This window comes from Microbacterium sp. W1-4-2 (genome assembly GCF_058349885.2).
This window is the reverse complement of the sequence record NZ_JBYRJC020000003.1, coordinates 404,850-426,023: the sequence shown is the minus strand read 5'-3', so window position 1 is coordinate 426,023 and position 21,174 is coordinate 404,850. Positions and strand designations below refer to the sequence as shown.

At 72.9% G+C, this 21,174-nt stretch carries 16 protein-coding genes; 6 read left to right on the top strand and 10 right to left on the bottom strand.

What is annotated here, in order from left to right:
• Positions 1–69: 69 nt before the first annotated feature.
• Both AC3RX0_RS14660 and AC3RX0_RS14655 read right to left on the bottom strand, forming a co-directional pair.
• The gene (locus tag AC3RX0_RS14660; protein WP_491506728.1) at positions 70–705 is read right to left on the bottom strand and encodes an NADPH-dependent F420 reductase; all 636 of its coding nucleotides are present in this window, start codon (positions 703–705) and stop codon (positions 70–72) included.
• A 122-nt stretch (positions 706–827) separates the two neighbouring features.
• Positions 828–2,513, bottom strand: coding sequence for a class I adenylate-forming enzyme family protein (locus AC3RX0_RS14655; RefSeq protein ID WP_491506727.1), 1,686 nt, complete (start codon positions 2,511–2,513; stop codon positions 828–830).
• A 72-nt stretch (positions 2,514–2,585) separates the two neighbouring features.
• On the opposite strand from AC3RX0_RS14655, the gene AC3RX0_RS14650 reads away from it, so the two are divergent.
• Positions 2,586–3,422: an aldo/keto reductase gene (locus AC3RX0_RS14650; RefSeq protein WP_491506726.1), complete on the top strand. Its 837-nt coding sequence runs from the start codon at positions 2,586–2,588 to the stop codon at positions 3,420–3,422.
• 51 nt (positions 3,423–3,473) lie between these two features.
• Here AC3RX0_RS14650 and AC3RX0_RS14645 read toward each other — a convergent pair whose 3' ends face one another.
• Positions 3,474–4,877 carry an MFS transporter gene (locus tag AC3RX0_RS14645; RefSeq protein WP_491506725.1) on the bottom strand — a complete coding sequence of 468 codons (1,404 nt, stop codon included), beginning with the start codon at positions 4,875–4,877 and terminating at the stop codon, positions 3,474–3,476.
• Positions 4,878–4,936: 59 nt separating this feature from the next.
• Here AC3RX0_RS14645 and AC3RX0_RS14640 point away from each other — a divergent pair, with 59 nt between their 5' ends.
• A complete protein-coding gene (locus AC3RX0_RS14640) occupies positions 4,937–7,033 on the top strand; it encodes a S9 family peptidase (protein WP_491506724.1) in 2,097 nt (698 codons plus the stop codon).
• 30 nt (positions 7,034–7,063) lie between these two features.
• Here the strand turns inward: AC3RX0_RS14640 and AC3RX0_RS14635 are convergent, their stop codons facing one another.
• The 3 genes from AC3RX0_RS14635 to AC3RX0_RS14625 form a co-directional block, all read right to left on the bottom strand.
• A complete protein-coding gene (locus AC3RX0_RS14635) occupies positions 7,064–7,513 on the bottom strand; it encodes a VOC family protein (protein ID WP_491506723.1) in 450 nt (149 codons plus the stop codon).
• Positions 7,514–7,519: 6 nt separating this feature from the next.
• Positions 7,520–8,521, bottom strand: coding sequence for a DNA-3-methyladenine glycosylase family protein (locus AC3RX0_RS14630; RefSeq protein ID WP_491506722.1), 1,002 nt, complete (start codon positions 8,519–8,521; stop codon positions 7,520–7,522).
• Positions 8,522–8,583: 62 nt separating this feature from the next.
• Complete coding sequence (locus AC3RX0_RS14625; protein WP_491506721.1) at positions 8,584–9,315, bottom strand: winged helix-turn-helix domain-containing protein; 732 nt, start codon at positions 9,313–9,315, stop codon at positions 8,584–8,586.
• 499 nt (positions 9,316–9,814) lie between these two features.
• Between AC3RX0_RS14625 and AC3RX0_RS14620 the strand changes: the two genes are divergently transcribed.
• The 3 genes from AC3RX0_RS14620 (at position 9,815) to AC3RX0_RS14610 (ending at position 14,464) form a co-directional block, all read left to right on the top strand.
• Positions 9,815–10,156, top strand: a complete 342-nt coding sequence (locus tag AC3RX0_RS14620; RefSeq protein WP_491506720.1) for a GNAT family N-acetyltransferase — start codon at positions 9,815–9,817, stop codon at positions 10,154–10,156.
• 118 nt (positions 10,157–10,274) lie between these two features.
• Positions 10,275–11,423, top strand: a complete 1,149-nt coding sequence (locus tag AC3RX0_RS14615) for an exonuclease SbcCD subunit D (protein ID WP_491506719.1) — start codon at positions 10,275–10,277, stop codon at positions 11,421–11,423.
• A complete protein-coding gene (locus AC3RX0_RS14610; RefSeq protein WP_491506718.1) occupies positions 11,420–14,464 on the top strand; it encodes an AAA family ATPase in 3,045 nt (1,014 codons plus the stop codon). Before AC3RX0_RS14615 ends, AC3RX0_RS14610 begins: the two co-directional genes overlap by 4 nt.
• A gap of 150 nt (positions 14,465–14,614) precedes the next feature.
• Here AC3RX0_RS14610 and AC3RX0_RS14605 read toward each other — a convergent pair whose 3' ends face one another.
• The 3 genes from AC3RX0_RS14605 to AC3RX0_RS14595 form a co-directional block, all read right to left on the bottom strand.
• Positions 14,615–15,325: a hypothetical protein gene (locus AC3RX0_RS14605; RefSeq protein ID WP_491506717.1), complete on the bottom strand. Its 711-nt coding sequence runs from the start codon at positions 15,323–15,325 to the stop codon at positions 14,615–14,617.
• Positions 15,326–15,390: 65 nt separating this feature from the next.
• Entirely contained in the window at positions 15,391–16,848 is a 1,458-nt protein-coding gene (locus tag AC3RX0_RS14600) for a lipase maturation factor family protein (RefSeq protein WP_491506716.1), read from the bottom strand.
• A 4-nt stretch (positions 16,849–16,852) separates the two neighbouring features.
• The gene (locus tag AC3RX0_RS14595) at positions 16,853–18,313 is read right to left on the bottom strand and encodes a phytoene desaturase family protein (protein WP_491506715.1); all 1,461 of its coding nucleotides are present in this window, start codon (positions 18,311–18,313) and stop codon (positions 16,853–16,855) included.
• Positions 18,314–18,475: 162 nt separating this feature from the next.
• Between AC3RX0_RS14595 and AC3RX0_RS14590 the strand changes: the two genes are divergently transcribed.
• Entirely contained in the window at positions 18,476–19,078 is a 603-nt protein-coding gene (locus tag AC3RX0_RS14590; RefSeq protein WP_491506714.1) for a hypothetical protein, read from the top strand.
• Between the two features lie 6 nt (positions 19,079–19,084).
• Here the strand turns inward: AC3RX0_RS14590 and AC3RX0_RS14585 are convergent, their stop codons facing one another.
• Positions 19,085–21,154, bottom strand: a complete 2,070-nt coding sequence (locus AC3RX0_RS14585; protein ID WP_491506713.1) for an NAD(+) synthase — start codon at positions 21,152–21,154, stop codon at positions 19,085–19,087.
• Between the last annotated feature and the right edge of the window lie 20 nt (positions 21,155–21,174).

The window sequence follows — 21,174 nt, the reverse complement described above, 5'->3', positions numbered from 1 at the left end:
CAGATCCGCGAATCCGGTACTCGTTCTGTGAGATACCCTCGCCTCGGGCGAGGACGCGCCCGCCGGCGCTCAGCGCACGGCGCGGGCCGCGTTCGCGCGCAGCTCGGCGGCGTTCTGACGCACGACATACGCGGGCTGATCGCGTTCGATGCGCCAGCTCTCACTCAGCGGTCCGAGGTTGACGGCGTCGTAGCCGAAGTCCTCGTACAGGCCCATCACGAGCGCCGCCGCGTCCTCGTGGTCGCTGGCCGTCGGCAGCGCGCGGCGGTCGGGTGTGCCGGCGGCCGACCCGTCGGCGAGGATCTCGTCCGACCGGATCTGGTTGAACGCCTTCGCGACCTTCGCGCCGGCCAGATGCTCCTGCACCAGCTGCGACGTCGTGGTCTGCTTCTCGTCGAGGGCCGGGATCCGGCCGTCGCGCTCCCAGTAGTAGTTGCACGTGTCCAGCACGATCTTGCCCGCGAGGGGTTCGGCCGGGATGTCGCCGAGCGCCTTCAGCGGAACCGTCACGATCGCCCAGTCCGCGGCCTCCGCTGCCTCTGCCGCCGTGGCGGCACGCGCTCGGTGCCCGAGTCTGCCGACGAGCCCGGCGAGCGTCTCGGGCCCGCGCGAGTTCGCGATCACGACGTCGTATCCGCGGGCGACCAGTCCGTGAGCGAGAGCCGTGCCGATGTGTCCTGCGCCGATGATTCCCACAGTGGTCATGTCAAGGAGAACGCAGGATGCCGCGGCTCATTCCCCGTGGCCGGTGCGACGTCCGGGTCGCGCCGGCCGACGGTCAGGTGTGGCGCGGCTGCACATCGATCCGGAGGTCTTCGCGCGGCAGATCAAGCGCGCGACGCCACGAGCAGGTACTTCTGGATCTTGCCGGTCGTGGTCATCGGCAGGTCCTCGACGGCGGTGACGGTGATTCCGCGCGGCACCTTGAACGGGGCCAGGTGCTCGCGCGCGTGCGCGATGAGCGCCCGCTCGTCCAGTTCCGCGCCCTCGTTCGGCACGATCCACGCCCAGCCGACCTCGCCGTAGCGCTCGTCGGGGATGCCGGCGACGTACGCCTGGCTGACCCCCTCGGCGCCGCTGAGCACCTGCTCGACCTCGCTCGGAGCGACCAGCTCCCCGCCGACCTTGAACAGCTCCTTGCTGCGCCCGCGCAGATGGATGTAGCCGTCGGCGTCGACGAAGCCGAGGTCGCCCGTGCGCAGCCATCCGTCGGCGTCGAGCGCCTGCGGCGCACCGGCGCCGACGTATCCGCGGGTCACCTGCGGCCCGCGCACGACGAGCTCGCCCTCCGCGCCGTCCGGCAGCGCGTGCCCGTCGAACGGATCGACCGTGCGGTACTCGGCGAGCAGGCCCGAGGCATCCACTGCCGCCAGGCCTCCGCTCTTGAACGCGCCGACCACCGCCGACACGGTCTCGATCGCGTCTCCGGGGTGCGTCAGGGCGGTCGCCGCCGACACCTCGGTCTGCCCGTACCCGGTGAAGATCATCTGCGGGGCGAGGTCGGTCATCACCCGCTCCCACAGCCACACCGGCGCGGGCGCAGCGGCCGAGAACACCGACTGCAGGCTCGACAGGTCGAACCTCGCCTTGGCCGCCTGATCCACCACGGCGACGGTCATGGTCGGCACGAACAGCACCTCGTTGATGCGGTGCCGCTCGATCTGCTCGAGCGTCGCCCGCGGGTTGAACACCTTCTGCGGCACGATCGCGCCGCCGACGAACAGAGCCGCGAGCATCCCCTCGATGTACCCGAACACGTGGTACAGCGGCAGTGCGAACCCGATGCGCCACCCGTCGTCGAACGCCCGGTGGTAGGCCGAGCCGTACGCGCTGCGCAGCAGCATGTCGTGCGTGAGCTCGGCGCCCAGCGCGTGCCCGGTCGTGCCCGAGGTGAACACGATGTCGGCGACGTCGTCGGCCGTGATGCGGGCGGATGCCTCGTCCACCGCTGCGACGTCGCCCCTGACGCTCAGGGCGGGAACCGTGAGCGCGCCGTCCCGCCAGCCGTCCTCGACGAGCACGATGTGCCGCAGCGACGGCACCTCGGCGCTGCTCATCCCCGCCTCCCAACCGGCGAAACGGTCGTCGAACACGGCGAGGAAGTCCGTGGCCACCGACCGGTCGACGCTCATGAGCACCGACGCCTCGGCCTGCGCGAGCCGCTGCACGATCTCGTCGCCCCGGTAGGAGTAGTTCAGCGCGACGGCGATCGCTCCCGTCCGCGCGATCGCGAACTTCAGCACCGGATAGTCGACGCGGTTGTCGACGAGCATCGCGACCCGGTCACCCGGTCGCACGCCGAGGTCGATGAGGCCGGCCGCGAGCCGCCGTGATCGGTCGGCGACGTCGGCGTACGTCAGGGTCTTGGCATCCGTGATCGCGTACGGCCGGTCGGGATGGGCGGCGGCCGCGTCGTCGAAGGCGGCGGCGAGGGTGCGGGGCCGCCACGCGCCGAGGGTGCGTTCGAGCGCATCGCGGCGCCGCGCGACCTCTTCGGGTGAAATCGTGCTCATGATCGAGACGTTACCGCCCGGCTCCCGGTGTGACCAGGGGCTTTCGGCCGCCGGCCGAGGCAGGATGGAGGCATGAGCGCGATCCCCGAAGTCACCCTGAACGACGGCGCACGATTCCCCGAGCTGGGCTTCGGCACCTACAAGCTCACCGGCGAGGAGGGGGCCGATGCCGTGACCACGGCGATCGAGGCGGGCTACCGCCTGCTCGACACCGCCGTGAACTACCAGAACGAGACCGAGGTCGGCGAGGCGATGCGCCGCAGCGGCCTCGCCCGCGACGAGCTCATCGTCGCCACCAAGGTGCCCGGCCGCGACCACGGATTCGACCAGGCGATCGCCAGCGCCCGCGGTTCGCTCGACCGGCTGGGCCTGGACCGCATCGACCTGTACCTCATCCACTGGCCGAATCCCGGCGTCGGCAAGTACCTCGATACCTGGCGGGCGATGATCCGGCTGCGCGACGAGGGGCTGGTCCGCTCGATCGGGGTCTCGAACTTCACCGAGCCGATGCTCGCGCGCCTGATCGACGAGACCGGGGTGACCCCGGCGGTGAACCAGGTCGAGCTGCATCCGTACTTCCCGCAGACGGCGCTGCGCGCATTCCACGCCGAGCACGGCATCCGCACCGAGAGCTGGAGTCCGCTGGCGCGACGCAGCGAGCTGCTCGGCGAGCAGACGGTGAAGGATGTCGCGGCCGCCCGCGGGGTGACGCCGACGCAGGCGGTGCTGCGCTGGCATGTGCAGCTGGGGACCACCGCGATCCCGAAGTCGGCGCACGCCGAACGGCAGCGCGAGAACGCCGACGTGTTCGGCTTCGCGCTCACCGACGACGAGATGGCGGCGCTGTCGGGCCTGGAGCGCGGACGCGTGCGCGCCGACATGGACCCGAACACGCACGAGGAGATGTAGCCGGCGCCGGCCCCGTTCGTTCGGCGGAAGCGGATGGGCCACCGCGGTCGACTACGGGCGGTCGGCCGGGTTGCGGGACGGCCCCTGCCGCGCGCGGCGCGCCGCGAGCACGATCGCGGCGCTGAGCGCGAGCGGCGCGACCGACCACAGCGCCGCGTCGACGTAGCCACGCACCGTCGGCACCAGCTCGCCCGGCGCCGTGGCGGCGGCCAGCAGGACTCCGGCCGTGGCGCTGCCGATGCTGAAGCCGATGCTGCGCACGATCTGGTTGATCGTCAGCACGCTCGCCGTCTCGGCCGGCGGCACTCCGACCAGCACCAGGCGGGGCATCACCGCCGACACGCCGCCCACCCCGAAGCCGAGCACGGCCATCGCGACGAGCACCACCACGAGGCTCGTCGGCCCGTACGCGAACACGATCGCCGAGGCGACGACCGCCGCGGCCGAGACGAGATAGGCGATGGTCGGCGCCGTCCGGCCGGCCAGCGCGGGCACGATCCGGCCGGCGACGAAGCCGAGCAGCGAGAACGGGATGAGCGCGGCGCCGGCCGCGACGCCCAGCAGAGCGAAGCCGTAGCCGGTGCCGGCCGGGGTCTGCACGAAGCGGGTGAGCAGGCTGAACATGAGGTACATGCCGACGCCGGCGACCAGCATCGCGCTGTCGGCCCGCAGAACGGCCGGGGTGCCCAGCAGCCGCAGATCCACCAGCGGTTCGGCGACGCGCAGTTCGACCACGGCCCAGACTGCGAGCGTCACGACCGTCGCCGCGAGCACGCCCACCCCGATCGCCGGCACCGCCCATGTGTGCGGCTCGGCGATCACGAGCAGCACGCCGAGGGTTCCCGCCGCGAGCAGGATCGTCCCCGCCAGATCGATCCGCGGGCGCGGACCCGGGGCCTCGGCCGGCAGCGACAGCCACGCGATCGCCAGGGCCGCGGCCGACAGCGCGAGCCCCAGTCCGTACGCGGCGCGGACACCGGCGAGCTGATCGATCAGGCCGATGAGCGGGTAGCCCACGCCGATGCCCACGGTCGAGGCGACCGACAGCGCGGCGATCGTGCGCGCCGAGCGCTCCTCGGGCAGGTGGGTCCGGGCGACGCTCATCAGCAGCGGCACCGCACCCAGGCCCAGCCCCTGCAGCGTGCGGCCGGCGAGCAGGAACGCGAACGGCAGCGGCAGGGTCGTGAGCACTCCGCCGGCGACCACCACGCCGAGCGAGACGAGGATCGTCCGTCGCCGAAGCGGACCCGCACCGAGCCGCCCGAGCAGAGGACCGGCGATCGCGCCGGCGAACAGGGTGACGGTGAGCGTCCACTGCGCGGCATCCAGCCCCACGTCCAGGCTCGTGGCGACCGACGTGATCAGCGGGGCGCCGAGGCTGCCGATCACCGCGACCACGAGCGCGACGGCGACCAGCGCCCCGCCCAGGCGGGCCGGTGCCGTTCCGGAGCTCATCGAGACCCATTATCCGATGCGGGGTGGGGCGCAGACCGCGGCGGCGCTAGCGTTGGGTGATGCGCACAACGCCGTTCGACTCGCTCGACGATTACCTCGCCCTGCCCCGCATCGAAGACCTCGCCCTCTCGCCCGACGGCACCCGCGCGATCCTCGCGGTCGCGACCCTCAACAAGGACGGCACGGGCTTCGACCGGGCCCTGTGGGAAGTGCCCGCCGACGGCTCGGACGGCCCGACCCGGCGCCTCACCCGATCGGCGAAGGGCGAGTCCGCACCCGCCTATACCGCAGACGGCGACGTGCTGTTCGTGTCGGCCCGTCCCGACGGCTCGGGCGCCGACGACGAGCCCGCCCAGCTGTGGCTGCTGCCGGCCGCCGGCGGCGAGGCGCGCCCGGTGACCCGGCTCGCCGGCGGGGTGTCGTCGATCGAGGCGGTTGCCGCGGCATCCGACGTCGTCGTGATCTCGGCTCCGCTGCTGCCGGCCGCCGACTCCGTCGAGGACGACGCCCGCCTGCGCGCCGAGCGCAAGAAGCACAAGGTGTCGGCGATCCTGCACGAGCGTTACCCGGTGCGGTTCTGGGACCACGACCTCGGCCCCGACGAGCCGCATCTGTTCGCACTGTCGCTCGGCGACCTGGCCGAGCAGGTGGGCATCGAGCGGGTCGACGCCGACGAGGATGAGAAGGATGCCGCGACCCCGCCGTATCCGGCATCCCTGCCCCGCCCGCACGACCTCACGCCCCACCCCGGCCGCTCCGCCGACACCGCCGGCGTCGCGATCACGCCCGATGGGGCCACCGTGATCGCCGCTCTGCAAGAGCCCGAGGGCCGCGACACTCGGGCGCGTCTGGTCGCGATCGACGTGGCCAGCGGCATCCGCACGGTGCTGCGCGACGAGCCCGGCGTCGACCAGGAAGGGCCGACGATCAGCCACGACGGCCGGCACCTCGCGTGGGTGCGCACCGTCAAGAGCACCGCGGCCGCTCCCACCGACCAGGAGCTGTGGTACGCCGCCATCGACGGCGCGGGCGCGCGGCGCCTGGCCGACGGCTGGGACCGCTGGCCCACCGGCATCGACTTCACCGCCGACGACCGCGCGCTGGTCGTGACCGCCGACCAGGACGGTCGCGGGCCGATCTTCCGCGTCCCGCTCGACGGCTCGGCGGCCGAGCAGCTCACCCACGACGACTTCACGTACATGCACGCGATCGTCGACCTGACCGGCGGCGGCGTGGTCGCCCTGCGCACGAACTGGATGGTGCCGCTCCATCCGGTGCGCATCGCCGGCACCGCGTCGCCGAATGCCACGCTGACCGTGCTGCCCACGCCGGCCCCTCTGCCCGACGTGCCGGCCACGATGGTCGAGGTCGAGGCGACCGCCGACGACGGGGCGCGGGTGCGCGGCTGGCTGCTGCTGCCCGAAAGCGCGACGAAGGATGCCCCGGCCCCCCTGCTGCTGTGGATCCACGGCGGTCCGCTCTCGAGCTGGAACTCGTGGAGCTGGCGCTGGAACCCGCAGCTGGCGGTGGCCCGCGGCTACGCCGTGCTGCTGCCCGACCCCGCGCTGTCGACCGGTTACGGCCTGGAGTTCATCGCCCGCGGCTGGAACAGCTGGGGCGCCAAGCCCTACACCGACCTGATGACGATCACCGATGCGGTCGTGGCGCGCGGCGACATCGACCGCACCCGGACGGCTGCGATGGGCGGATCGTTCGGCGGATACATGGCCAACTGGGTCGCCGGCCACACCGACCGATTCCGCGCGATCGTCACGCACGCGAGCCTGTGGGCGCTCGACCAGTTCTCGGGCACGACCGACCACTCCGGCTACTGGCAGCGGATCTTCACGCCCGAGGCGATGGTCGAGAACTCGCCGCACCGGTTCGTCCGCGACATCCGCACCCCGCTGCTCGTGATCCACGGCGACCGCGACTACCGGGTGCCGGTCGGGGAGGGGCTGCGGCTGTGGTCCGAGCTCAACGAGCACTTCGCCGCCGAGGACGGCACGCTGGTGCACCGCTTCCTCTACTTCCCGGACGAGAACCACTGGGTGCTCAAGCCGCAGCACGCGGTGGTCTGGTACCAGACGGTGTTCGCGTTCCTCGACCAGCACGTGCTCGGGCAGGAGTGGGTGCGCCCCGACCGTATCGGGTGACGTCGCCGATCCGCCGGGTGGCGGCCGGACTCACCCCGCGGAGTCGTCGATCGTGACCATCCACGAGATGCCGTAGCGATCCACGAGCATGCCGAACTGGCCGCCCCACGGCGGCGGGGCCAGCGGCATCGTGATCGTGCCGCCGTCGGCGAGTGCGTCCCAGCAGGCGCGCATCGCCCGCTCGTCGTCGCCGCCCAGTGCGAGCGAGACGCCTGCGGGCTCGCGGTAGGGCATGGTGCTCGCCGTGTCGGACGCCATGAGCACCAGGCCGTCGTCGGTGCGCAGGTGCGAATGCATGACGAGATCGGCTTCGGCCGCGTCGTGCGGCATCTCGGGGAACTCGCCGAAGGTGGTGATCTCGAGCGTGCCGCCGAGGACCGACTGGTAGAAGCCCATGGCTTCGCGGGTGTTGTCCTTGAAGGAGAGGTATGCGTTGAGCGTTCTCAGTCCGAGAGTGTCGCTCGGGCCTCCGACATCCACAAGGGGTCAGCGGTCGCGATGGTCCTCGGGGTGCAGCCGTGGCGCGCGACGCGGTTCGCGGGGGCCGCTCATGCGCACGAGCCGGATGACGCGCTGGCGTTGACCCGGCCATGCGGACAGCAGTCGGAGCATCCCGTCGTCATCGGTGCGCGCGCCGGTGAGCGCATAGCCGATCTCATGCGAGAGGTGGAAGTCGCCGACGCTCACGGCGTCGGGGTCGCCGAACGCGCGGGCGCCGGTCTCGGCGGCGGTCCACGGCCCCACGCCGGGAAGGCTCGTGAGCACGTCCTCGCGCGCCGGTCCGTCGCCGGCCCCGGCCAGCGCGCGCACGAGCGACGTGCCGCGCCGGGCGGCCTCGACGATCGCGCGCGACTGCGGCGGCTCGACCCCGGCACGATGCCACGCCCACGACGGGATCCGGCGCCACCCGTCGATCGGCGGGGGAGCGAACATCGGCCGCGGCGTCGGACCCGGCGCCCGGTCGCCGAACCACGTGACCAGGCGGCGCCAGGCGCCGAACGCCTGGACGCCGGTCACCTTCTGCTCGAGGATCGCGCCGGCCAGCGCGTCGAAGGCGAGGTCGGTGCGGCTCAGGCGCAGGCCGGGGCTGCGACGGTGGGCGGCGTCGACGACGGGATGCCGCGTCGCGTCGAATCCGGTCGGGTCGTCCTGTGCCCCGCACAGCGCCGGCACCTGCGCGAGCGCCCACTCGGCGCCGGGGCCCCAGGCCGCAGCCCGCACCACCCCGGGCGCCGTCTCGCGCAGCGCCACGGTGGCGACGCCCTCGGGCGTGCGGCTCGCGCGCCAGATCACGGCGGCCGCGACCGTCATGGTCGGGTCGCCGCCCCCGCGCCGCTGGATCCCGACGGTCGCGGGCAGGTCGAGCGGGTGCACCGGCCGGTACTCCGTCTCACGGGGCCGTCCCGGCACGGGGCGAGGATCGCGCTCGCGCGCCGCGACCGGACGCGCGTCGCGCCCACTGCGCCGCCCGGCCGCCCTCGTCTGCATGCTCCCACGATAGGCGGCTCCCGCGACATCCCGTGTCGCGGCATCCATCCCGCGGGCCGCGGTCAGAAGCGGTCGGGTGACGGGGTGCCGTGGCCGTAGCGGATCACGACGTCGGCGTGCCGGTCGAAGCGGTAGCCGACGCCGCGCACGGTGCGCACGACATCCTCGTAGCGGCCGAGCTTGGCGCGCAGACGTCGCACGTGCACGTCGATCGTGCGCTCGCCCGGGGCGTCCTTGTCGGCGCCGGACTGCCACAGCGAAGAGACGAGCTCGCCGCGCTCGATCGTGCGGCCCTCGCGCAGCACGAGGTACTGCAGCAGCTCGAACTCCTTGAAGGTCAGAGCGGCCGACTCGCCGTCGATGACGACGCGCTTGCGCGAGATGTCGACGACCACGCCGCCGGGTACGGTCTCGTCCTCTTCTTCGGGCTCGGGCTTGGTGCGGGCGACGGCGCTCGGCTCGTGCAGGGCCAGGCGCACGACGTCGACGTCGCGGCCGCCCGCGCCCTCGGGGGCGAGGGCCACGGTGGCGTAGGTCTCGGCCTCGGGCGCGACCTCGGCGAGGGTGCGACGCAGGGCGTCGACGATCGTGCCGAGCGAGACCCCGGATGCCGCCGCCTTGATCTCGTCGAAGCCGACATAGAGGGCGAAGCCGCGGGGCGTGGTCCCCGGGGGGAGGTTGCGCTGCTGCGCGGCGGGGCGCGGTGCGACCGCGGGACGGTCGGTCACCAGGCGCAGGGCGGGGCGGGTGCTGCTGGTCGTGGTGGGTCGCTCGAGGAGGGCGGTGTTCGACATGATGTGTAGTCCTTGACGGAAGGACCCGGGGCCGGGTACGGGTCGGCCGGCGGCGGGTGCGAGTGTGCTCTGAACGCGGCCAGGAGAAGGCCGGCGGGGCGAGGCATCTTTGCGCAGAGTGCGACGAGGTGCTCGGGGGCTTCCAGCGATGCCGGCTTCGAGGTGGCGAAGCCGGTGTGTGCGAGCCCGGCGGGGGTTACCGATTCAGCGGCACATTCGACAACACATCACGACGCGCGTCGGCATCATGATGCCGACAGTCCCGTTCGCCTCCCAGGCGGACAGAGAACGCGTGTCGTGAGTCATGTGGCTGATTATTCCCGAATGAGTCCCAATGAGTCAAATCGCACGGATGCCACGTCCTTTCCGTGACGGAATGTGACAGATTGCTCAAACCCGCCTGATGCGACGGGGTTCCTGCACAGGTGAGACGCAGTTTCCCGCCGTCCGGGCGCTCCGCACGGCGCCATACGCGTGCAGCGGGGTTAGCCTGGGCCTCGTGAGTGAGACCCGCTTCGCGCATGAACCCGACGCTTCGCGCTACACCCTGCACCGCGGCGACGACCTGGTCAGCGTGCTCGATTACCGCGACGACGGGCGCACCGTCGCGCTGACCCGCGCCTACACCGTGCCGCCCTTCCGCGGCCACGGCTACGCGGGCGAGCTCGTCGATCGCGCCGTGGCCGACCTCGAGCAGCAGGGCGGTCGCACCGTCCAGCCGGTGTGCTGGTACGTCGCGGACTGGTTCGCCGAGCACCCCGAGCGTGCCGGCATCCTGCACCGGCGGACCACATCGCTCACGGGAGCCGCCGGTTCAGTCGACACGCCCCACGCAGGGTGACCGCAGGGTGCCGGAGCGCGCGGCACGGACCGTGCGCTGACGGCGGGCATCGGCCGGATGGCGGCCGACACGGCCCGGCGCCCCGGTGATGTCGGGGGCTGCTCGTACCGTGGATCACATGCGGATACTGCACACCTCGGACTGGCACATCGGCCGCACGTTCCACGGCAGTGCGACCCTGGTCGCGCTGCGCGGCGTGCTCGATGCGCTGGTGGCCGAGGTGCAGCGGCGCGGCGTCGATGTCGTGGTGGTCGCCGGCGACGTGTTCGACGCCGCGGCGCCGGCGGGGGACTGCTACACGCTGCTCACCGACACCCTCGTCGCGCTGCGCGACACGGGGGCGCGGGTGATCGTCACGAGCGGCAACCACGACTCGGCGGCACGGCTCGGGTTCCAGGCGCGACTTCTGCGCGACGGCATCCACGTGCTCACCGACCCCGCCGCGCTCGATCGCCCGGTCACGATCGACGACGAGCACGGACCCGTCCACTTCTACGGCATCCCCTACCTCGAGCCGGCGCTCGTGCGGCGCCAGTGGCCCGGCGTGCGCTCGCAGGCGCAGGCGCTGGCACGCGCGATGGACGTCGTGCGCACCGACGCCGCCGTGCGCGGCGGACGGTCGGTCGTCGCGGCGCATTGCTTCGCCGCGGGGGTCGAGGCGACGCCGCACCTCGAGCGCGACATCCAGCAGGGCGGGCTCGACGTCGTGCCGCTGTCGACGTTCGACGGCCCCGACTACGTCGCGCTCGGCCACATCCACGGGCGCAGCACGCTCAGCGACCGCGTCCGGTATGCGGGGGCGCCGCTGCACTACAGCTTCGGCGAGCGCGACAAGCCGCGCGGTGCCTGGCTGGTCGAGCTTGATGCCACGGGACTCGGCGGCGTCGAATGGGTGCCGCTGCCCGTTCCGCGGGCATTGAAGATCATCACCGGCACGCTCGATGACCTGCTCGCCGACGACCGCTTCGCCGACGCCGAAGACGCGTGGGTGAGCGCGCGCTACACCGACACGGCCGCGCAGGTCGATCCGATGCGACGGCTGCAGGCGCGGTTCGCGCACTGCGCCGAGGTGCGGCACACCCCGGCGGCGACGGCGCCCGCCGAGACGCGGTCGTTCGCGGCCCGCGTGGCGGCGACCCGGTCCGACGCCGAGCTCGTCGACGCCTTCCTCGCGCATGTGCGAAACGGCGAAGGCGTCACCGACGACGAGACCGAGCTCGTGCGCGATGTGCTCGACGAGCGGGTCATCGCCGAGGTGACGGCATGAAGCTGCATCGCCTCGAGATCGAGGGGTTCGGACCGTTCCTGCAGCGGCAGACGGTCGACTTCGACGCGTTCGACGACGACGGCATCTTCCTCATCGCAGGCCGCACGGGGGCCGGCAAGTCCAGCATCCTCGACGGCGTCGGCTTCGCCCTGTACGGCGGCGCGCCGCGCTACGACGGCGGTGCGCGGGGCCTGCGCAGCGATCACTGCCGACCCGAGGACCGCACCGAGGTGCGACTGGAGTTCACCGTCGCCGACCGCCGGTGGCGGGTCACCCGGTCGCCCGAGTACGAGCGCCCCAAGAAGAACGGCACCGGGACGACGAAAGAGGACCATCGCGCCCTCGTCGAAGAGCTCGTCGAGGGGGACTGGGTCGCCCGGGCGGCCAAGCCGCGCGAGGCCGCCGAGGTGCTCGACGAGATCCTCGGGCTGAACCGCGAGCAGTTCCAGCAGGTCATCCTGCTCGCGCAGAACCGCTTCGCCCAGTTCCTGCTCGCCCGCAACGACGACCGCCAGGCGCTGCTGCGCACCCTGTTCGGCTCTCGCCGGTATCAGGACTACGAAGCGGCATTCGACGCCCGCCGCAAAGAGGCCGAGAGCGCAGTGGGCGACCGCCGGCGCGCCGTCGAGGCCATCCTCGAGGGCGCCGAGGCCATCGTCGAGGCGCAGGGCTTCGGCGGGTGGGGCGTCGCTGAAGGCCACCCGGCCGGGGGCGGCGCCGGGCCGCAGGACGAGCCGGCCGCCGAGCCGTCGGTCTCGGACCGCTCTGCCCGGCTCGATCGCGCCCGTGATCGGGGGCGGTACCGGGTCGAGACGCTCGAGACCGCGCGCGTGGCAGCCGTCGAGGCGCGCGACCGGTCCGCGGCCGCGCACGAGGCGCTGCGTCGCACGCACGAGCGCGTCGCCGCCCGCCGATCGGCGCGCGAGGCGCTGGCCGAGCTCGAGTCGCGCACCGACGAGATCACCGCCGCGCGGCGTGCGCTGGACGCCGCCCGCAAGGCCGACGCGCTGCGCGCCGTGCTCGAAGCGGCCGCCCGCGATGAACAGGCCGCAGAACGCCTGGGCGTGGCCGAAGACGAGGCGCGCGCCGAGTGGGCCCGGCTCGCCGGCGCCGCCGATCCCGAGGCGGACGCCGATGCCCTCGCCGCCGTGGTCGACGACCTGACCGGTTCGATCGCGGTGTGGCAGACCGCGCACGCGCACGAGCAGAGTCTCGTGCAGCTGCGCGCCGACCTCGCGGACGCCGAGAAGGATGTCTCAGCCGTCGGTGTGCGGATCGGCGAGCTGGACGAGCAGCGCGCCGCCCTGCCGGCCCGCCGTGCCGAGCTGGATGCGGCGCAGCGCGAGCAGGGCGACGCCGCCGCGACGCTCGACGACGCGCGCCGGGCGGTGGACGACGCGCAGGCCCGGCTCGCCGCCGCGCGTGAGGTGCCGGTGCGCGAGGCTGGGGCGCACGGCGCCGAGAAAGCGCAGTTGGCCGCCGACGACGCGGCGGCCGTGGCCGACGCCGCGGCTCGTGCGCTGCTGCGCCGACGTGTCGAAGAGCGTGCCGGCGAACTCGCCGCCGAGCTGGTCGACGACGAGCCGTGCCCGGTGTGCGGGTCGACCGCGCACCCACAGCCGGCGCCGCGTGCGCCCGAGCCCGTCACCGACGACGAGCTCGAGCGGGCAGAGGCAGACAGGACCGCAGCGCAGGAGCGAGCGCGGCGCGCGGCCGAGACGGTGTCGGCCGCCCGGGCGGCGCTCGCCGATGCCGCCGGCCGTGCGGCCGGACTGGACGCCGAGACCGCCGGCGCCGCGGCCGACGCGGCCACGCGACGGCTCGAGGCGGCGCAGCAGGCCGTTCAGACCCGCGAGGTGCTCCTTGCTGAGAGGGCGGCACTCGATGCGACTGCGGTGCAGACCGAGATCGAGCTCACAGGCCTGCGGGCACGCCGCGACGACCGGCGGGCGCAGGTGACGACGCTGACCGAGCGGGTCACGACCGCCCAGGCCGCCGTCTCGGCCGCCCGCGGCGAGTTCGACAGCGTCGCCGCCCGCATCGTCGACGGCGAGCGGCGTCGCCGGGCGGCGTCTGTTCTGCGCGACGCGATCGGGGCCGCAGTCGCAGCCCGGTCGACGGCGCGAGCCTCCGTGGAGGATCGTGACGCGCGCGTCGCGGCATCCGACTTCGCCGACGCGGATGCGGCCTTCGCGGCACTGCGCGACCAGGCGACCCAGCATGAGCTCGATGAGACGGTCACCGAGCACGGCAAGGCCGTCGAGGTGCAGCGCGCGCGCCTCATGGACCTCGAGATCGAACTCGCCGGCGCACCCGACCCGCTGCCCGACCTCGCCGAGAGCGCGGCGGCACTGGCCGACGCGCGCGAGGAGGCCGACGCGGCGACCGAGGCGGCCTCGGCCGCATCGCATGCGCTCGCGTCGCTGGACGACGTCGCGGACCGCGCGGCGCGAGCGATCGAGGCCATCGCCGAGCTCGAGGCGCGGCGCCGGCTGATCGCGGGCGTCGCGAACGCGGTCGCCGGCCGCAACGAGCGCAAGATGGACCTCGAGACGTTCGTGCTCGCCGCCGAGCTCGAGCAGATCGTCGCCGCGGCGAACCTGCGGCTCGAAGACATGTCGTCGGGCCGCTATCGCCTGCGGCACACCGATGCCCTGGCGGCGCGCAACGCGGCGAGCGGGCTCGGACTCGAGGTCGTGGACGCCTTCACCGGCCAGGCGCGGCCGGCGCAGTCGCTGTCGGGCGGCGAGACGTTCCTGGCCTCACTCGCACTGGCGCTCGGGCTCGCCCAGGTGGTCACCGACCGTGCCGGCGGCATCCGTCTCGATACCCTGTTCATCGACGAAGGCTTCGGCTCGCTCGACCCCGAGACACTGGAGCTCGCGATGCGTACGCTCGACGAGCTGCGCCAGGGCGGGCGCACCGTCGGGGTGATCAGCCACGTCGAGGCGATGAAGGAGCAGCTGCCGGCTCAGTTGGTGGTCGAGGCCGGCGCGCACGGTCCCAGCAGCATCCGCCAAGAGGTGCTCGACCCGGCGTAGCGGCTACCCGGCCAGATGCTGCTGCGCCGAGGCGAGCACCTCGCGCATGAACTTCAGCGGTGCCGTCGCCGGCCGGGTCCGACGCGCGAGTCCCGCCGCGAGCAGGATGCCGGCGATGATCAGGAGCGAACTGAGAGATCCTGCGGGCGGTCAGGGGGTCAGATGGTCTTCGGCGGCCTTGAGCACGACCGCGACGAGCTGGTCGGCCTGCTCCTTGGTGAACACGCCGGGACGCATGCTCATCAGCGAATGGACCTGCTCCTCCACGGCGGCGTCGCCGCCGGACCGATAGGCGTCCAGCACGCTGTAGCCGATCAGCAGCAGGATGTCGTCGCTGTACGCGCCGTCGATCTGCGCGTCGGTCGCGCCCGGCCGGATCCGTTTCACGATGTCGCGGATCTGCGGGCGGGCCTCGCCCAGGAACTTCTTCTCCGCGGTCGCCTGCGCAGCCTGTTCCTTCACCTGTGGATCCTCGGTCGGCGTGGTGGCGGTGATCGGCGTGTCGGGCGTCGCGGCCGTTGCCGCCGGCGCCTCGCTGGTCAGTCCCGTCCACAGCATCGCGACCGTGAGGGCGGCTACGACCACGCCGCCGCCGAGCAGCGCGACGACGACGCCTGCCACGCCCAGTCCGGTGCCGCCCTGACGACGGCTGGCCAGCGCGACGATCGAGAGCACGAGGCCGATCGCGAGCAGCACGCCGCCGACGATCACCGCGGGGACCCCGAGCGCGGGGACGAATCCGCCGCACGCGGCCACGAGCCCCAGGATCGCGGCCAGCAGCCCGAGGGCGGCGAGCACACGGGGCCGCGCGGGCTCGACCGGCGGCACCAGTGGTTCGAGTTCGGGATGCGGAGAGAGCATCCAGTGATCCTAATCGCCCGGACTGCGCACGCGCCGCATCGCACGGCCCCGCCCGCCTCCGCGCCTCACGTCAGCGCGGCCAGCGACACCGGCTCCACGAGCATGCGACGCCGGTCGCGCACCCACACGCCCGCGCCGGCGCGGCGCTCGGCCCGGGTGGCGAACCGGTAACGGTACGCCACGACGCGCACCCAGCGCGGTCGCTCGCCGGCGAACGGGTCCGCCGCCAGCAGCCGCAGGGTCGGAGCATCCGCCTCGAGCAGCCGAATCAGCAGCACCCGGAACCAGTCGTCCAAGGTCCGCCCCAGCGGCAGGAACCACATCAGCCAATCCAGCCGCAGATGATACGGCGCGAACTGCGCGGGCACGCGGGCCACGGGACCGGGCTTGCCCTTGAACACGTACTCCGCCCAGGTCGCGGCATCCCGATCGTCATCCGGCGAGCCCTCGATGACGTACTCCGTGCGCACCCGGGTGACGGTGCCGAACGCGCCGTACGCGTTGGCCAGCTGCCAGTGGTTGAAGCTCGCGTTCATCAGCTGCCGGTGCGCGACCAGGTTGCGCGCCGGCCACCAGCTGAGCACGACGTACAGCACGAACACCGCCGCGGTGATGACGATCCAGTACACCGGCACGCCGCTTGCGCCCCGGGGGCCGGTCGGGATGCCGTACCCCGCGAAGGCCAGGACGACGGTCGCCCAGTTCAGCCAGGCGAAGTTGCCGGTGGCCACGAGCCACAGCTGCGTGGCGATCACGATGGATGCCGCGACCGCGCCGACGATCGCGGGCACGGGACCCGCGACCCAGAGCCCCACGATCGGCGCGAACAGGAACCACGGGACGATCAGCTGCGCGAAGTGGTTGCCGAGCACCTCGCCCTTGTGGAACCAGCGGGGCAGGAGGTGCGCCTGGCGGCTGAGAGGTCCCGGCATCGGCTGCGTCTCGTGGTGGAAGGTCAGCGCCGTGAGGTCGCGCCACTCGCTGCCGCCTCGGATCTTGATCATGCCGGCGCCGAACTCGAGTCGGAACACCAGCCACCAGAACAGCACGATCACCGCTGTGGGCGGCGGCTGCCGGTCCGACCCGAGGAACGCCGCGAGGAACCCCGCTTCGAGCAGCAGCATCTCCCACCCGAAGCCGTAGAACGTCTGCCCGACCGAGGCGATCGACATGTATCCAAGCCACAGGGCCAGGAAGCACAGCGTCGGCACCCACGGCGGACCCAGCTGCGGGATGCCGAGCACGAGCGCGGCGCCGACGACCATGCCCCCGATGCACAGCGCGCGCAGGCGCCGGTCGGTGTAGCGCACCCAGCGGAACACGGTCGGCCGCAGCATCCGGGACGCGCGCTTCGACGACCGCACCCACGCCAGCAGCCGCGGCACGGGCAGCAGCCCGTGCTCGCCCAGCAGCGCCGGGAACTGGTTGAAGGTCGAGACGAACGCGACCACGTACAGGGCGCCGATGCCTCGCTGCAGCACCTCTCGCGCGAACCCGAAGTCGACCGCGGCGAACCCGTCCACGCGATCACCCGAACAGATCGTGCAGTTCGACGGGGGTCCCGGCGTCGTGCAGGGCCTGCTGCGCGGCGTGCCAGCCGGGCAGGCCGTGCACGCCGGGACCGGGGGGCGTGGCGGCCGAGGCAAGGTACACGCCCGGCATGGGCGTGCGCCAGGGCGCGGTCGAGACGACCGGGCGGCGGAACGCCTGGGCCATCGTGAACGCGCCGCCCAGGATGTCGCCGCCGATGTCGGCGGGGTTGAACGCGTGCCGATCGGCGGCGGTCATCGCGTGCGATGCGACGATGCGGTCGCGCACCCCCGGAGCGAATCGCTCGAGCTGGTCGATCACGAGCGCGGTCGGATCGAGCTCGGACCCCGCAGGAACGTGGATGTACGCCCACAGCGTCTGCGCGCCGGTCGGGGCGCGCGTGTCGTCGAGCACCCCGGGCTGCACGACGAGGACGTACGGCCGGCCGGTCACCCGGCCCGCCGCGACCGCGTTCTCGCCGGCCTCGATCTCGGCGCGCGTTCCGCCCAGGTGCACGGTGGGGGCGGCTCCGACATCCGGATTCGCCCACGGCACCGGCCCGTCCAGCGCGAGGTCGAGCTTCGCAGCCGCCGCCCCGTACCGGTAGCGGCGCAGGGCGCGCACGTAGCGCGCCGGCACGTCCGGCAGGGTCAGCGCGAGCCGGGGCGCCGTGTCGAGCAGCAGCAGGTCGCCGCGCGTCGGATCGCCCCAGTCCAGCGTCGACAGGTCGGCCACTCGGTGTGCGGCGTCGACCGTGCCGCCATGGGCGTGCAGGTCGGCCAGCAGCGCCTTCGCGATGGCATCGGACCCGCCGCGCGGGTAGGCCCACCCGGTGGAGTGCGCGTGCGCGAGCAGGTAGAGCGCCGAGGCGGTGGCGGCCAGCGACGGCAGCGCGGTGTTCGCATGGGCGACGACGCCGGTGAACAGGGCGGCGGCCTCGTCGGTGCGGAAGGTGCGCATCGCCGCCCGGCCGGCATGCGTGCCGAGTTCGAGCATCCTCATCGCGAATCGTGCGGCCACGATCGGGTGTCGGGGCACGCGCAGCAGCTGGTCGCCCGTGAACTCCGCAACGGCGTCGAGGTGCCGGTTCAGCGGGCGCACCAGCGCGCGCCACGCACGGCCGTCGCGCCCGAGCCCGGCGACCGTGCGGTCCAGGTCGCGCCAGGCGATCGCGGCCCGCCCGCCGTCGAGCGGGTGGGCGAACGAGGCGTCCGGCACGATCCAGTCGATGCGCTCCAGCCCGAACGCGCGGAAGAAGGGCGAGCTGAGCGCTGCGGGGTGCACCGCCGAGCACACGTCGTGACGGTAGCCGGGGACGGTGAGCGGCAGCGTGCGCACGCCCCCGCCGGGGATCTCGGATGCCTCGACCACGCGCACCGCGTACCCCGCGCGGGCGAGGCTGACGGCGGCCGCCAAGCCGTTCGGCCCACTGCCGACGATCGTCGCCCGTCGTGCCATGCGCCCAGTCTCGCATCCTCGAGCCGTGGCCGGCAGGGGGGTGGAAAGGGCTCCCCGTGGCTGGTATGCGCGTACTCACAGCGCGTTGATAGCCGCAAATCCCACGATCCCCGAGGAACGCGCCATGATGGAAGCGACAGGACCGCACCCGGGGAGGTTGCCATGGAGACGACGGAACTCGCTGCGCCGAAGGGCATCACCGCACGACTGGGCTGGGCGCCCGGCTCGGTGCCGGCGGAGCGCATTCGAAGCCTGGCGAAGGACGCGCTGGCCGATCGGCTCGGCGTCGATCGCGAGAACATCAACGTCGACCGCGAGGCGGTGCCGACGTTCGGACACAACACCACGCTCCTGCCGTACATCGGCGGCCGCGAACTGCCGGTGGTCGTGCGCACCGCGAGCGGCCGCATCGCGTCGGTCGTGGCCGTCACCGAGCCGGACCGGCTGGTGGGACTCGACATCCGCAGCCGCCAGCCGGACGAGGCGCTGCTGCACGAGATCCGTGCGCACTCGCGCCTGTGGGGCGACAGCCTGTGGGAGACGGCGAGCGACGAGAGCCTGCTGCTGCACTGGTCGCGCGTGCAGGCGGTGCGTCAGGCCGACCCGCGCGGCATCGAGATCCGTCCCGAGCACGTGCGCCTGGACCCGCCGTTCGCGAAGGCATGGACGCAGGACGGCAGGGACGCCTACCGGCTCGTGAACCTCTCGAGCCAGGGCTTCATCGTCACGCTGGCGATCGGCGAGCCCGCGATCGTGCGGGTCTGAGCCGCCTCACTCTGCCAGGTCGGGCAGCGCGGCATCCAGCTCGGCCAGCCACACGCGGGCGTTGCCGTCCGAGGGGGCGCGCCAGTCGCCGCGCGGCGAGAGCGACCCGGCCGGCGACACCTTCGGACCGTTCGGGATCGCGGTGCGCTTGAACTGCGCGAACCCGAAGAAGCGCTGCAGGAACACGCGCAGCCACTTCACGATCGTCGGCAGGTCGTACGCGTAGCGGTCGGCGTCGGGAAAACCCGGCGGCCAGGCCCCGGCATCCACGTCCTGCCACGCGTGCTGTGCGAGGAACGCGATCTTCGACGGGCGCAAGCCGTAGCGCAGCACGTGGAACAGCGTGAAGTCGTGCAGCGCGTACGGACCGATCCGCTCCTCGGTGGACTGGATCTTGCCGTCCTGGCCGGCCGGCACGAGCTCGGGGCTGATCTCGGTGTCGAGCACGGACTGCAGCACGCGGGCGGTCGCGGCATCCACCCACCCCTCGTCGGCCCCGGTGGCGATGACCCACCGGATCAGATGCTGGATGAGGGTCTTGGGCACGCCGGGGTTGACCGCGTAGTGGCTCATCTGGTCGCCGACGCCGTAGGTCGACCAGCCCAGGGCGATCTCGGACAGGTCGCCGGTGCCGACCACGAACCCGCCGCGCTGATTGGCCAGGCGGAACAGGTAGTCGGTGCGCAGGCCGGCCTGCACGTTCTCGAATGTGACGTCGTGCACGGGCTCGCCCGACGCGAACGGGTGCCCCATGCGGGTGAGCAGTTCGGTCGCGGCGGGGCGGATGTCGATCGTCTCGATCGTCGCGCCGATCGCTTCGGCCAGCGCGATCGCGTTGCCCTTGGTGTGCTCGCCGGTTGCGAATCCCGGCATCGTGAAGGTGAGGATGTCGCTGCGCGGGCGCCCCATGCGGTCCATCGCGCGGGCGATCACCAGCAGGGCGTGCGTCGAGTCGAGCCCGCCGCTCACGCCGAGCACGGGCTTGGGCCGCCCGATCGCCTCCATGCGCTGGATCAGACCCGAGACCTGGATGTTGAACGCCTCGTAGCAGTCCTGCGCGAGGCGGGCCGGGTCGTCGGGGACGAACGGGAACCGGTCTACGGTGCGCAGCAGCCCGATGTCGGTCGCGGGCGGCTCGAGGAACAGCTCGACGCGCACCGGCTCGGCGGTGCCGGCGCACAGCCGGTTGTCGTCGAACGTGCCCTGGCGCAGCCGGTCCTGGCGGATGCGGTCGAGGTCGACGTCGGCGACCGAGCGACGCGGTCCGTCGGGGAAGCGCTCGGTCTCGGCGAGCTCGTCGCCGCACTCGAAGATCATGGTCTGGCCGTCCCACGACACGTCGTTCGTGGATTCGCCCGGGCCCGCGGCCGCGTACGCGTACGCGGCCAGGCACCGCAGCGACTGCGAGCGGCACAGCAGCTTGCGGTCGTCGGCGCGGGAGATCGTGATGGGGCTGCCCGAGAGGTTCACCAGGACGGTGGCGCCCGCGAGGGCCGCCTGCGACGACGGCGGGACGGGAACCCAGACGTCTTCGCACACCTCGGCGTGCAGCACGAGGCCCGGCACGTCCCGCACGTCGAACAGCAGGTCGGTGCCGAACGGCGCCGTGCGCTCGCCGATCCGGATCGGCTCGCCCGACGACGGCTCGCCCGGCGCGTACCAGCGCCGCTCGTAGAACTCCCGGTAGGTGGGCAGGTGCGCCTTGGGCGCGACACCGACGATCGTGCCGCGGTGGATCACCACGGCGCAGTTGTAGAGACGGCTGCGATGACGCAGGGGAGCGCCGACCACGAGGATCGGGAACAGGTCGGCCGAGGCGGCGGCCAGACGCCCGAGCTGGCGCTCGACCTCGTCGAGCACGGCATCCTGCATCACCAGGTCGTCGATCGAGTAGCCGGTCAGGCACAACTCGGGGAAGAGCGCGACCGCGGTGCTGTCGGCGTCGCACTCGGCGGCGGCGGCCAGGACCGCATCGGCGTTGGTCTGCGGATCGGCGAGGGCGATGGGGATCGTGCACGCGGCGATGCGCGCGAACCCGTGTCGGTACGCGCTGACGAAGGGCAGGGTCTCGCTCACCGCTCCAGTCTGGCAGGTGC